The 14,108-nt window shown below is 30.5% G+C and carries 14 protein-coding genes and 1 pseudogene; 1 reads left to right on the top strand and 14 read right to left on the bottom strand.

Annotated features, from left to right (window positions below; genetic code table 11):
* The 13 genes from C8D70_RS12435 to C8D70_RS12375 all read right to left on the bottom strand — a co-directional run bounded on the left by C8D70_RS12435 (position 1) and on the right by C8D70_RS12375 (position 11,570).
* Positions 1 to 1,203, bottom strand: a complete 1,203-nt coding sequence (locus C8D70_RS12435) for a DUF4062 domain-containing protein (protein WP_110367522.1) — start codon at positions 1,201 to 1,203, stop codon at positions 1 to 3.
* 97 nt (positions 1,204 to 1,300) lie between these two features.
* The gene (locus C8D70_RS12430) at positions 1,301 to 1,675 is read right to left on the bottom strand and encodes a hypothetical protein (protein ID WP_068942037.1); all 375 of its coding nucleotides are present in this window, start codon (positions 1,673 to 1,675) and stop codon (positions 1,301 to 1,303) included.
* A gap of 15 nt (positions 1,676 to 1,690) precedes the next feature.
* Positions 1,691 to 1,888 carry a hypothetical protein gene (locus C8D70_RS12425; protein WP_110367521.1) on the bottom strand — a complete coding sequence of 66 codons (198 nt, stop codon included), beginning with the start codon at positions 1,886 to 1,888 and terminating at the stop codon, positions 1,691 to 1,693.
* A 72-nt stretch (positions 1,889 to 1,960) separates the two neighbouring features.
* A complete protein-coding gene (locus tag C8D70_RS12420; protein ID WP_110367520.1) occupies positions 1,961 to 2,497 on the bottom strand; it encodes a hypothetical protein in 537 nt (178 codons plus the stop codon).
* Positions 2,498 to 2,703: 206 nt separating this feature from the next.
* Positions 2,704 to 3,024: a hypothetical protein gene (locus C8D70_RS12415; RefSeq protein WP_068942031.1), complete on the bottom strand. Its 321-nt coding sequence runs from the start codon at positions 3,022 to 3,024 to the stop codon at positions 2,704 to 2,706.
* Positions 3,025 to 3,179: 155 nt separating this feature from the next.
* Positions 3,180 to 4,055 (bottom strand): DUF5677 domain-containing protein, encoded by an 876-nt coding sequence (locus C8D70_RS12410; RefSeq protein ID WP_068942029.1) that lies wholly within the window; start codon positions 4,053 to 4,055, stop codon positions 3,180 to 3,182.
* 981 nt (positions 4,056 to 5,036) lie between these two features.
* Positions 5,037 to 5,285, bottom strand: coding sequence for a hypothetical protein (locus C8D70_RS12405; protein ID WP_110367518.1), 249 nt, complete (start codon positions 5,283 to 5,285; stop codon positions 5,037 to 5,039).
* A 196-nt stretch (positions 5,286 to 5,481) separates the two neighbouring features.
* Positions 5,482 to 6,135, bottom strand: a complete 654-nt coding sequence (locus C8D70_RS12400; RefSeq protein WP_110367517.1) for a T9SS type A sorting domain-containing protein — start codon at positions 6,133 to 6,135, stop codon at positions 5,482 to 5,484.
* A 329-nt stretch (positions 6,136 to 6,464) separates the two neighbouring features.
* Positions 6,465 to 6,815 (bottom strand): helix-turn-helix domain-containing protein, encoded by a 351-nt coding sequence (locus tag C8D70_RS12395; protein ID WP_228408023.1) that lies wholly within the window; start codon positions 6,813 to 6,815, stop codon positions 6,465 to 6,467.
* On the bottom strand, positions 6,791 to 7,219 hold the full coding sequence (locus tag C8D70_RS12390) for a transposase (RefSeq protein ID WP_110367516.1): 429 nt from the start codon (positions 7,217 to 7,219) through the stop codon (positions 6,791 to 6,793). The genes C8D70_RS12395 and C8D70_RS12390 overlap by 25 nt, the downstream gene beginning before the upstream one ends.
* Before the next feature lie 265 nt (positions 7,220 to 7,484).
* Complete coding sequence (locus C8D70_RS12385) at positions 7,485 to 9,620, bottom strand: hypothetical protein (protein WP_110367515.1); 2,136 nt, start codon at positions 9,618 to 9,620, stop codon at positions 7,485 to 7,487.
* Between the two features lie 129 nt (positions 9,621 to 9,749).
* Positions 9,750 to 10,628, bottom strand: a complete 879-nt coding sequence (locus tag C8D70_RS12380) for a hypothetical protein (RefSeq protein WP_110367514.1) — start codon at positions 10,626 to 10,628, stop codon at positions 9,750 to 9,752.
* A 165-nt stretch (positions 10,629 to 10,793) separates the two neighbouring features.
* The gene (locus C8D70_RS12375) at positions 10,794 to 11,570 is read right to left on the bottom strand and encodes a hypothetical protein (protein ID WP_110367513.1); all 777 of its coding nucleotides are present in this window, start codon (positions 11,568 to 11,570) and stop codon (positions 10,794 to 10,796) included.
* Positions 11,571 to 11,766: 196 nt separating this feature from the next.
* On the opposite strand from C8D70_RS12375, the gene C8D70_RS12370 reads away from it, so the two are divergent.
* Positions 11,767 to 13,242 (top strand): tetratricopeptide repeat protein, encoded by a 1,476-nt coding sequence (locus C8D70_RS12370; RefSeq protein WP_146212884.1) that lies wholly within the window; start codon positions 11,767 to 11,769, stop codon positions 13,240 to 13,242.
* A gap of 683 nt (positions 13,243 to 13,925) precedes the next feature.
* Here C8D70_RS12370 and C8D70_RS12360 read toward each other — a convergent pair.
* Positions 13,926 to 14,108: pseudogene (locus C8D70_RS12360) on the bottom strand (IS256 family transposase); the annotation flags it as partial.

The raw sequence follows: 14,108 nt of genomic DNA, 5'->3' as shown, positions 1-14,108 counted from the left end.
TTATATTTTAAAATATTCTAAAATAGATTCGTGATTTGCAAATTCAGAAGGGTCAGCCAAACTTTCTTCTGGATATATTTTCAAATTTTGTTGATGTTTTGGAATTTCGTAGTCCATATGATAAAGCTTTCTATAAAGATTTCTTGAAAACTTCATACAATTAACTAAACTTTCACAGAACCGGATAGAATTTACAATTAAACTTGCACTAACACGTGCTTTCCGTTGTGAATTGCTTTGTAGTTGAACAATAACTTCAGCATAATTTTCGTATAATTTATTGTGTAAATTATTTATTGACGTATAATAATTCAATACTGAAGATGCAAGGCGATTAAAATCTTGCGAAACATAATCATTCGTTTCATTGTCGTATTCTAGAAAAAAACCCTCATTATATATATTCTCTATTCTCGAAGTCTGCATTTTTCTAGATTGCCAAAAGGTAATATAGAAAACTCCTAAATTTGTTTGTTGCATTCGTGTAAGTTCGATAGTCGGAGTATCTAGGTCCAATTTAAATCCAGAAAACAATTCTTCACTAATAAATCCTCTTGGTACTAGACCGAATTTAGCATCCCTCTGTAAATATGTTTTTAAATTGGAGATTAGTTCCTCAGTAATTATAAATCTTTTTGTTTTATAACTTAACCCAATTCTGTCATCAAGTTCCGCCTTTATTACATCTTGTATTTCAGGGAATCCATTAAATTGGTGAAGCCAATTATTCTTAGGGGTCCCTCCATCTTTCATATCGTTAACCCTTCGTACATCCTGTATGAATAAATGAATTCTATGTTTTTCCTTACTCGCTTTGTCGAATTTTGTTAAATCTATAGTTTGGTCTTTTATGCTTTCTTTGTAGACATCCATTTTTGTAAGAGTATCTTGCCTTACAAAGTTTATGAGTTTTATTTTACCTTCTAACATTCTTTGATAGGCATATCTGTATTCCATTTGTGTTATTGAAATGTCCTTATCATAAATTCCGCCAAACCGTTCTCCTAATAACAAAATAAAATAGTCAGATTTGTCAATTGCCCTTAAACAAGATTCATAAGAGTTCTCATCTAACGGCTTATCAAAATCATTATATTCGGAAGCGTTGACCTTATAGCCGAACTCTTCTAACCACCATTTTATACAAGATCGTAAGTCTCTAAAGTCGTAGATTGTAGATGAAATAAAAAATGTAGGTTTCATTTTGCATTTGTCATATTTGTTGTCTTTTTAAAATTACTGCCAACTTTTGGCTTTACGCACTGCGTAAAATTTATTTTGATCATTTATGAGATTATTATTAAAATTCTTCAAAAGTAGAACGCTCTTCAGGAATTGATTTTCCAATTATTTCGATTTCACAGGATTCCAAATTAATTTTATAATTGACAACTATAAAATCGCCATCCTCTGCATCCAAATCTCTACAACCGCTAAAAAATTTTATTGTGTAATCAATATGTAATTCATTAGGATTTTCAGTTATTTCAATATAGTCAATAGAATCAGCTACCCATCTTTCTTTTTGATATCTAGATAAAAAAGTAACTAGATCTTCTGAATACTGTAGCTCTTTTTTTAATTCTGAATATTTTGATTTATCGTTTTCATTCCAAAGATAAATTACATCGTTAGATAATTCGATATTTACAGTTTCGTGATTATGCTCATTCATCGTTATTTGACATCTTTAAATTCTATATTTATCCTTTTTAGGTGGCTTATTTTCATTTTTTTTATTTATACTAAGAAGATTAATTGCAATTCCAACACCTGTGCCGACACCTAAACCTATAGGACCTCCAACCAACATTCCTACTGTGGCACAACTACCAATGACAGCTCCACTTTTCACTCCACTTTTCCAACCTAGTTTTTCTTTACTCATTTTAATATTTTTATTTTTTTGTGACAATCTTTTTTAATTATTAATGTTACAGCTATTATTCAGACTCCAAAATTATATTGTTGTTATTTGTGAATAAAATTCTTCGTAATCATCAAAATAATTATGAGTTTCTATAATTTTATTTCTCACATCAATTAGAGAATCATAATCAAGTTGTGCAAACTCTTGTACTAAACCGTTTTTTGTAGTTCTTAATTTTACAAATGTGTAATTTTCTTCATCAACGGTATTCCATTCGGCGTGAACAACCATATTTCTAAGTCTACCACTTTCTTTCAAATCTTCAATAAATTTTTTATGAGATTCAATGTTTTTATTAAGTATATGTTGCGTATAGCTTGAGTACCTATCAAATAAATCTACTTTGGATGCATAAGTCATATTATGTGTGATAATTAATCCTTTTGCATCATTATTATAATTAATTATTTGACAAATGAAAGAAGTCAACCTTTCTTCGAGCAAGTTAAAGTCAAACACTATAAATCCAATTTGTGGTGCAATTAACTCTAAAAATTCTTCGTTATCATCTTCAAGATACTTGTTTAAAAAAGCAAATTGTTGAAGTTGTTTTTGTTTTATTTTCACGGTTTTTAATTGGTTGTAATTAATTGATGAAGTGCGGACTGAACTTATCTGAAAATTCAATTCAGAGTGAGCTAAGCCGATACTTTCTTCGGATTCATTAAATTAAATAAAAAAACAATATGTAAAGTAGAGACAGATAAATATTACAAATATTTCAACTTTGTAATTAATTCCGCATATTGCTAATACACTGTTTTCGGCAGTTTTTATTTATTTTCTTTTTTAAAACTTTTAGCTTCCGATACTAAATTATTGAATTTTTCTCTGTAATCAGGAACTTGTAAATATGCTTGAAGCAATTCATATAGATTTACATCTGCATTTGAGCCACCATAAAGATTTAGAGTGTCAACAAAAACCATAACAGCTCCATTTATATCGTTTGTGTCAATTTTACATAATTTTGAGTGTATTATTGAGTCTTTCTGTTTTTTAAATCTTGGTTTTCCCTCACTTTTATATTGACTAAAGTTTGAAAGAAATTCAACTAAAGATTCGTGTCTAATTTGTTTTTCAGTTTTCTCCATAATTTTGCATGTTTTCAAATTATTTAATTTGATTTCTAAAAATTCATAATATTTTCTATCTATGTATTTCACATAATATTCTGTACTAATCGCTTTTGAATCAGTTTTGGAATTTTTTCTTTGCAATTAAAAATAATCATATTCTATAATTATTTTTACTTTGTTGCGAAAGAATTCCAGAAGTCAATGATATATTTTGTTTTAGCATCAAACCTCTCATAGATTTCTTTAGATTGGTCAAACTTTTGTAAAAACAAGTTTATTACAACGCAATTAATAATTCTAATATTATTTAAAGTATAAGTTAGATTATCTATTGCTACTGGACTTGTTGTATTTAGGTTCATTTGTTTTAACTGCATTATGGAAACGAATTCAGAATGAGCGTAGTTTGAATATAGTTTGTAATAGCCATCGAGTAAATTATTATTAATACTACTTTTATTAAGTAATTTTGACCAACTTAATGTTCTCGGAATTCCAAAAGCATCCAATTTCCAAATTTCTTGTTTTGATAATTGGGAGTAAAATTCTGACTCTTTTACATCTTTTTTTAGTTTATCAATTTCTTCTTTTTCTGATTCTATCTTTGCAGAATGAATTTTATTTGAATCGTTTATAGCCTGTTGTCTCATCATATAACCCGCTATTTTCCATAACTTAAATCGAAAATCTCTTTCAGCTTGCAAGATATCATTTATAAACAGATATTCAATTGTAAGAAAACATTCAATAATGGTTCTCGCAACAACGTATAATGATGAAATATCTATAACTTGAATTTCTTTGTCTAGCACTTTTAGATTTTGACCATTTGCCAATTGTAATGCGGTATTTGTTGCTAATAAAATTTTGATATTTAAAGTTTCAATATAAGCTTCACCAAAATCAAGGTCAGGATTTATTTCATTTTTATATAATTGGATTAAATCAGCTAAAGTTTTTACAATAACATCTAAATGATTTTTAATAATGGGCAAATCAGTTGAAGCAATTTCAAAAAGTGTTTCAATTTTATCTTTGTCTGTCATTTTGTGGGGATATTAGGTAGATTATTAATTTATTTAATTCAAAAATACGCCCTTACTACGCAATCTATTTACGCAAATATTATTTTTTAACTGCCATCTTGTTTGTTTCTTTATTTGTATGATTATCAAGAATTTTTGCATAGTGGTAAAATTGCCCTAGCCAGTCCCAGTGGTTTATAAATTTCTTCCAGAGCCTTTGTTAGATCCCTATAAACATTTAAAACTTAGAAATTGTTTCATTCACATACCCTTTACTCTCTCCAATTCTTCCTCTAGCTCTTACAGATTACAATCCGGCATTGATTTTATCTCAAGTTAAATCAATTTTTCAGAAATTTGTTTCTGATTTAATCCTCTCTTAAAAAAGCCTGAAAATAACTTCTTTAATATCCATGCAATAAAAGTAAATATATAAGGCTTGGAAATATTACGGAAAACCGTACTTATAATGCGACATCATATTTACATTAGTATTTTCTCAAAATTTAGTTTGGTATATATAAAAAACTTCCTATAAGAAGCGGGTCTAATATAATAAAGAGGGGTATATGAAAGAAAATTTTGAACAAAGAAGCAACGAATGACAAGCGTTTTGAAGAAACGAGAAGTCTGAGGAAGTGACGACTGAAAAATTTTCATAATACAAAAGCTCCTAAATTTAGGAGCTTTATTAAGAGCAGTCCCTAAAAATGGTATATTCAAAATATACTTATGATATGACATCACATTTATTTTAGGATTTACCTGCTATATTTCTAATTAAACAATTTTTATAAATAAAAACGGCGGATAATTCATTTCACAATTAGGGCTTCACAAAGTTACTAATTGATAATGAAATAAAAAAACTACTCAACGACGAGTTTATATGAACTATTTTCAACTTTGATAAAATAAGTTTCTTTCGAAATATCATTTATAAATAACACATCACTATTTAAAAGTAAATTTTTCACTAATTTGAATTAGTCAAAAACCAATTCACAGCAAATTCTTTTTAAGGTCGGCTTCTAATAAAATTGGTTGTTTTTTAATATCCGATAAAATCTTTTCCAAATCACTTCTTAATTCTTCTGGATCTTCGTAATTATCTAAAGCAACTGGATCTTCTGTCCACATAATAACTTTTCCAGTTTTTTCGTTGAAATAAACTTCATGTACTCCATAAAAAGGAGTTTCCATTGTTCCTGTATTGATAATCTGATAACGCCAAAAAGTTATATTTTCCATTAATATTTATTTTTTTAAAAAAATATGCTTACTTTTAACAAAGAAAAAACAGGATTTCTAAAATCTGAACAGCTTAACGGCAGGATTTCTAAAATCTGAACAGTTTTTTCTTTTTAAGTTAAAAATAAACTTATAAAAATCCATCTCAATAATTTTAGAGATGGATTTTTTGTCTTAAAGATTACAATTCAAATAATTAATTAACTATAAATTTATGTGTCGTATTTTCTGCTTTAAGAAAATACATACCCTTCAGTAGATTATCTATTAATATTGAATTGCTTCTTAAGTTTGATTTCTTAATCAGTCTCCCTTCACTATTATAAATAAGAACTTCATTTACCTTTTTATTAAGATACAGATATTCACCATTTTTAATTGGATTAGGATAAATTGAAAGCTGAACCACCTTACCAATTTCATTAATTCCCAAATTTGAATAGCATGACCAGGAAAGATCATCAATAGCAACTCTTTGCCCCGTATTAGGATTTACAAGCCTAATAATGATATTTCCTGCGATATTTATATTATCAAGTGTTGTTGTCACAACTTCGGAATTAAAAGGTATTGTCCCAACCTGGATATCATTAATTTGCAGAATTAGGTTTCCCGGATTTCCTGAAAATTTTAATTGTGTAGTGACAGTAAGACTTTTAATTCCTCCTATAATAATAGAACTCGTAAGACTACCATTTCTGATAACAATTGCTTTACTATTAATTGTTTGATCGGTTCGGGAATCAGAAGCCGTCCATGTGATATTATTATTTACCCAGCTGTTTGTTTCAAAAGAACTGGAGCTTGTAGGAATATTTTCAAAATTTTCTGATCCGCAAGAAAAGAACATTTTAAAATTCTGATCAGTAATTTCCTGATTGATTGAATTGCAGTAATCTGGATAGATTATAACCCTATATACGAAGGAAATCACAGTTCTCAGATTGTTATTTCTTTTAAAAGAATCTTAGAGCAGCATTATCGTGATCTGAGTTCGGGAAAAGCAGATCTAGCTTTTCGGGTACAATACTATGCTAGTGCGCTCAATCTTCACCCTAATTATCTAAGGTGTTATTAAAAGTAAAACAGGAAAAAACATTACCGCATGGATTGCGGAGAAGATACTTTTGGTGGTCAATTTGAGCAGGAATACCCTGCTCAATTTTGAGGGATTATAGATTATATTTTGATATGATATAGTTTTTTCCATTTCGCAATAGTATTTCTGCTAAGTTTATAAATACTGGCAATCTGGCTATTGTTTAGATTGAGTCTTTTTTGATGATGCAAAATTTTAAATATACTTTTTTCATCATAGCAACGGTGCTTTTGATCAAATGACTCTGTATCTTTATCTCTTGTTTCAAAAATGATTTTGTTTAAAGAAATGACATCTAGTGTGCAGAAAGATTCCTTTTGTAAAAGACTTTTGCATAGATCAAACTTATCAGGAAATTTTTGCTGAATTAGATCCTTATAAATCTTCTGGTAGTTGGGAGCTGATATTATATTTTGTACTTTTCCATCCATTTATATAAAGTTGTTTTAGGAATACCATATTCATTAATGATCTGAAGTTTTGTTTTCTTTTTTGTTTCTATTAATTCCAGAATAAACAAGATCAGTTCACTGGTGTATATGTTCTTTCTTAAAAGAGGTAAGGCGTTACTATTTTTCTTTAAAGCCCTATTGATGTTTTGATTGGAATGAGGAGAATATAATATGAGGTGCTGTGTATACAGCCTGAAAAAATCATAATCTAACAATTTACTCCAGCGTAAAAGGAGTTCAGAGTCTAAGCCTTTCTGATAGTACATTTTTTCTATCTCAGCTTCTGTACACTTTAAAAAATTACAGATACGGGACATTTCTATCTCGCTTTCAGTAACTCTTAATTGAATAAGTTTTCCAATATGTATGTTTTTAAAATTCATAATAATATTTAGTCGTTTTTATTGATATATGGACTGACAGAAGTATGGAAAAATTTATGAATTAAGTATATATACTATACAGGAACTTGTCTCAGTGTCCATAAATTTTAATTTAATGAAAAATTATTGCAGAGGCGGGATATTTCTATTCTACCTCTGCAAAAATTCTCCATCATTCGTATTATTAGTAAGAAAATATTGTTGTTATAATTCTAAGGTGCATTTTGATTTTTCTGAAATTGTCCCTTCCAGATAATCAAAGCCTTTACAAAGGCATATAAGTCACAAAAATTGAAGAACCTGGCGCTGTCTGGTATCGCTGGTTACCTTCTCTTACACATATGGATTCGGTTGATATTACTTGCCCCTGATTTAAAATTACTGTTTTTGTGAAATTAGCCGTTGCTGCTCCTTCACTCCATCGGTCTCCTATCTGCTGAAATCCATTTCCTGCTACCGTTAACTGTATACTACAGCCTCTTCCGGATCCCGGAGCGGAACTGTATGGAACATTGGCAAACATGCCCCAAACCTCTATACTATAGATGCCATTTTTTTTCACCCGGAACTTATTGCTATCTATCCTTTCAATATAAGCGGAGTAAATTTTATTTGTCACGTTCAAATTCAATTCCCTATGAACATTATCGGCATTTCTCCAAACATAACTATTACTTGATGCATACAATGCAAAAGATGGGGATGGCGGCAGATCGAGCCCTTTTTTCTTCACTGTACCATCATTAGCGATTACAAGAATTTTATCATCACTATCGCCATTGGGTACATTTCTCAGTTTTGCTGTTCCGTTTATATCTAGTCTTTCATCCGGGGCAGATACTCCAATTCCTACATTTCCATTATTTTGGACTGTGAGTTGTTTGGTATTGGATGCATTTGATAATACTAAAATAGGTTCGGATGCTACACTGTTGACCACAGACAAACCGGCCCCTGTCCAGTTGGAACCTACTGCCAATTTTTCAGAAATTCTAGCATTTCCCATCACATCTAGTTTTTGGAGAGGACTGCCCGTACCAATGCCCAATCTTCCTTCCGAGCTCAAAACCATATTTTGATTATCGGCGTCATTGACAGAAAAACGAAGATCCGCAAGTGTATTTGAACCATTTCCCACATAGGTTGCTCTGATACCCGCCAGATATTTATTGGAACCTCCAACTTTACCACTGAAATTAATCTTACCAACAATTTGATTGGTAGGAAGGTTTGTTCCATTATTATCCATATGAAGGTAAATTTCAGATGGACTGCTATTTTTAGATCTAATTCCTATTGTCGAAGACGGACCTTCAAAAAACATATTTTTTCCATCAAGATTTACAGTTCTGTCACTGGTAAGGGTACCATTTGTGTTGTAAATGTTGGTATCAATATCTGACTTGAGAGTGGAAACATTCACTTTTTTTCCTGTACCATCATCAGATAATATCATTATGCGGTCGGTCGGTTGCAGATTAGTTGCTCCGGGAACGTTTCTTAATCGTATATTTCCATCTACATCCAGTTTCTGTGAAGGAGAATTCGTATTAATTCCAACATTACCGCCATCTTGAACATACATTCTGTAAATATTGTCAGAACTTGCAAGCCCCAATATGGGCTCTGCAGCAATATTATTTTTGACATATAGGGCTGCAGAGGTGTAATTGGCACCAACAGCAACTTTATCAGCTTTTGCAATTCCATTGACATCCAGTTTTTGTGAAGGAGAAGAAGTTCCTATTCCAACATTACCGCCATCTTGAACATACATTCTGTAAATATTGTCAGAACTTGCAAGCCCTAATATGGGCTCTGCAGCAATATTATTTTTGACATATAGGGCTGCAGAGGTGTAATTGGCACCAATAGCAACTTTATCAGCTTTTGCAATTCCGTTGACATCCAGTTTTTGTGAAGGAGAAGAAGTTCCTATTCCTGTATTGCCGTTGTCTTTTACAACAAAATCTGCCCCGGTTGCTCTTGTATTTCCACTTGAAGAAGCTCCCAGTTTAACCATTGCATTGGTGGGATCGTCAATAAAAGCATCGGGCGTTGGGTCTCCAGTTGGTATACCTGCTTGTATTTTAACCCATTTATTGCCATCAAAGTAATAAAATCCCTGAGACGTAACAGCAGCCGTTTTTACAGTAGGTGATAATACCGCTGTAGTGGCATATATGATTGTTCCTATTTGATCTGTACCATATAAGCTATCTTTAAGCTTTAGCTGATCTCCTGTCAGCTTTGGCACTATAATACCATCTGTTTTTGATAGATCATTGGCAGATGATCTTACATCCAAGGTTGCATTTGGAGTTGCTGTATTTACCCCAATTTGGGAATAAGTTGTAATACTGCTGAAAAGGAGAACAAGTCGTGTTAAATTTTTTTTCATTTTTTGTCTTAGAATCGTTTGTGTAGTTTTTATAAAAGCTTGTTTTCACAAGTTGAAGAATGACTCTTTTAAGTCTGAAATAATGATCTTATGTGTTTTAGTTTTAAAATTTTGTTTATAAATTATTTTTTATAATGGTTTTTTGAATGTCTGTACACTCATATTAGATTTTCCCCAGTTGTAATTTTCGCCGGAAGCAGAAGCCATATTATATTTAACTGTGCATGGAGAAGAAGTTATAGTTCCTGATTTAAATTCAAGATATCCATTGAGACTGTATGTTATATTTAATGAGTTTGTAGAATTATTAACGATTTGCTCTGTGTATGACGCTGTAACAGTACTGACCTGTGCACTTGTTGATAAATTTGGAAAAGAGAATTTTCTCGAGCCTGCAGGTCTCTCAACCCCATTTTTAAGGAATCTTATTCCATAATAATTTAATACATTATTGGCACATTGGGAGTTGCCATCCATGCCTAGAGGGACGGAATAATTTACAGCAATCATTGTTGAAGTATTAGGAGGAATTACAATTAGTTGACTCATTCCTATATCTATATTATTGATTTTTTGTTCAGTGGTCCATGTACCTTCAATGTTTCTTAATACTGGAGAAGTTGCAGTTACGGAGTAAATGTCATCCAAAGCAAATTTTTCTGCTGGTTGAAGTGATTTTACATCTACTTTCTTTGCAGTACCATCTTCCTGTAATACCATTATCTTATCTGTAGTCACAACTGAATTGCTTTCCGGTACGGTTCTAAATCTTACATTTCCATTTACATCCAGGTTTTGTGATGGAGATATGATACCTATCCCAACGTATCCGTTTTCAGTCACAACGACATCATTTTTTTCTTCTGTAGTTGATGGAATATTTGTGGGATGGTTGTCTTTTTTTCCATCAATATGGAAAACTGTTTGTGGGTTACTTGTATTGATTCCTACCTGTGAATAAACTGTAACTGATAATAGTGTAATTATCAAATAATTAATTTTTTTCATATGCTTTTATTTAGAGTTACAAATCTTTATATTTTTTTTTATATGATGAAAAAACAAGGTGTTACATAGGTGTTACAAAATTATAACTAACTGAAAATCAAAACACTTTTTATTCTTTTTGGGAAAATATGATTCGAATAATTTGTGCCGTTGACAATACTTTGCTTAGTATGCAGGTACAGCGTAACAGTAATTTTCACCATAATTTCCACGCGTTGAGGGGATTGGATTAGTACCTATAGAGGTATAGTCTTTTGTTCTTAAATAAAGACGAGTTACAGAAGAACCATTTATTTCAACCGGAATTGTTCCGCTTAAAAAAGTATATCTGTTATTAGCCGCACTATTAACAGTTAACCAGCCAGAAACAAGTTTTGATGATAAAAAATTAAAACCACTTTCCACATTAGATGTAGAGCTACTGCTCAATGTCATCCTAATCCAGGTGTTATTAGCAGCTGATGTTTGATTAGAAAGAAATAATTGACCGATATAAATTATCCATCTGCCTTTAGGGAGATCAATATAAGTATTTAAATATGTATCACTTGGAACATCGTATGGTGTTTGAGCATCACCAATATAAGTACTAAATTTAATTGGTGTCAAAGGATTATTAATCCATGTGCCTTTTCCATTTTCATCACTGCTTAAAAGTCTTCCTGTTCCCTGGCTTCCATCCTGCATTTGGAAAGCTCCATATGTTTGGTCACTAATTATATGTATTTTAGCAGAGGGACTTATAGTTCCTATCCCCATATTACCGGACGAGGTCACAACAACATCATTTTTTTGTTGTGTAGTTGATGGAACATTTGTTGGGTGATTGTCTTTTTTTCCATCAATATGAAAAACTGTTTGTGGGTTACTTGTATTTATTCCTACCTGTGAATAAACTGTAACTGATAATAGGATCGTTATAAAATAATTAATTTTTTTCATATGCTTTCATTTAGTGTTGCAAATAATTATTTTTTTTTTGTACGATGAAAAAATAAGGTATTACATAGATGTTACAAAAGCGTAAGTATCTGATAATCATATTTTGTTTTTCAGGATTAATTTCTTTGCAACAATGTTTTTAGATTATAAAATGCTACTTTTGCAAACAAGAAACGAATAAAAACAACCAGAATATATGATGAGATTTTTATCTTTTATAATTTTTCTGTCAGGGATTTCCTATGCGCAAATTGGAGCAGTCAAAAAAATAGATTCCTTATTGTCTTTATCTGCTAATTATGAATTTAAGGATGGGCTTCAATCACTCAAATATGCAAAACAGGCAAGTATACTTGCAGAAAGTATTAATGATAATGAGTTGCTATTTGAAACATATTTACAGATGGCTGATTGTCTTTACACCCTGGATATGTTCGATAAAAGTTTAGAATATATAAAGAATATTGAAAAAAAAAATATTCTAAATAATCCAATAAAAAGGGCAAGATTGAAAGAAGTAAAATCAAATAATTTTGAAGCTTTAGGACTTGATGAGCTTAATTTAAAAGAGCTCAATGAGATTCTTGAAATTCTTTCTTCCAATGAAACAAATGATGCCCGAGAAATAAAAGCTCGTGTTTATGCTTATTTATCAAATTATTATGAAGTGAAGGGGGATTTTAAAAAAGCTGACGAATATATAAATAAAACGCTAAAACTTAATAAAGAAATTTTGAAGCCAAAGCCTATAGATACTTTTATTGCGAAAGCTTATATCTGTTTAGCGCTTAAAAAGACGGATTCTGCTTTTTATTTTATTAATAAGTCATTTGATTCTCAGAAAGTAAAAGGTAAATATTCCTTTAAATATACATTATACATGGTATTAGCTGATTATTATTATTATAAAGAAAACTATCCACTGGCTTTAATTAATTATCAGAAGACGTTAAATGACATGGCAAGTTTTAATATTAAAGATACGGAGTGCTCAATGATGGTTAAAGAAAAAATATATAAAATATATGGAAAGTTAAATGATAGGAGAAATGAGCAGAAATACCTGAATGAGTTTAAGAATGAATTGAGTACGTATAACCACGAAAATAATAAAGGATTACAAAAAGCCGTAAATTTAATTCTTGATGAAAAAGATAATGAAAAGAAAGTAATAAAAAAGAAAAATAAAATTATTTTTTTTCTCATAGGAGGATTATCTACTTTGGCTATAGCTTATCTCTATTTAAGGAACAGAAAAATATATAAGAGAAAAAGAGATGTTTTGGTGGAAAAAGAAAAGCTTATTAAAAAAAATAGGGAATTGGAAGGCCAAAAAAAAGAATTAAATAAAAAAGCTTATCAAAACCAATTTAATGAATTAATATCCTTGGCTAAAAACAATAACCCGGAGTTTCTGATCCTGTTTGAAGAAATGTATCCAATTTTCACGGCTAATCTGAAACAATTAAATCCTCATGTTAGAAATTCAGAACTCTTTTTCTGTGCATTGGCTTTTATGAACTTTTCAACTAAGGAGATCTCTAATTATACTTTTGTTTCTGTTGCTGCGGTACAATTGCGCAAACACAGGATCAGAAAAAAATATAATATACCTTCTCATGAAGATTTTAATACCTGGATGAAATCGGTGGAGCAAATGCAATTAATGTAGTCATTGAATATAAGGGTCTAAAATAATCTAAAAGTGCTCAAAAAGGACATGAATTTAGAATCTAGCTGTTAAGAAAATAGTGGATGTTTTAATTTTTTTACATTATCTTTATATTTTTGCTCTTTTGTATAAAATGTAGATCATGCAAAAAGTAAAATTACGAAAGCTTAAAATGAGAATAGGCTTAAGGTTAAGTATATGGGATTGTTTATTTTTCACATGAAAAACCTAATATTATTGGACTTCGATCTGTAGCTTACCGTGTTGATTAATTACACTTTTCAGCCAACTATTTTGGTGATCTCATCAAGAAAGAAACAGGAAAACAGCACAAGAATATATTCAGAATAAAATTATTGATGTTACCAAGGAAAGAATTTTCAATTTTGATAAATACATTGCTCAGATTGTTTACGAATTAGGATTTAAATATCCACAGTATTTTATCAGACTTTCAAGCAAAGAACAGGTATCACTCCCCATGAATATAAAAGTTTTAATTAGAAAAATTAGCGCTTAAAAAAATAGCCGCTAAATCTGCCTTATCATATTTAAATTTATAGGATTAGATACAGGCTTGACAATCGTTATTCAATTAAATGATAACCAATCACTAATCCCACAATTTAATTCAAAGACACTATCCCACAAAGTGTGTAAGTTAAAAAGTCAGGGCTTGGATTTTATAATCTGAGCCTTTCTTCAAAAATAAGCATAAACTGGTTAAGAACAATACCCCAATTTTGAATTGGCATTGTCCATTTTTTAGTAGCTTCTTTTAAAGCGAGATACACTGATTTCATGACGGCATCATCTGTAGGAAAAGACATTTTGTTTTTGGTGTATTTTCTGATTTTTCCGTTGAG

This window comes from Chryseobacterium sp. CBTAP 102, assembly GCF_003201365.1.
Lineage (GTDB): Bacteria > Bacteroidota > Bacteroidia > Flavobacteriales > Weeksellaceae > Chryseobacterium > Chryseobacterium candidae.
The sequence above is the reverse complement of the archived record's forward strand: the minus strand, read 5'-3'. Positions and strand labels throughout refer to the sequence as shown.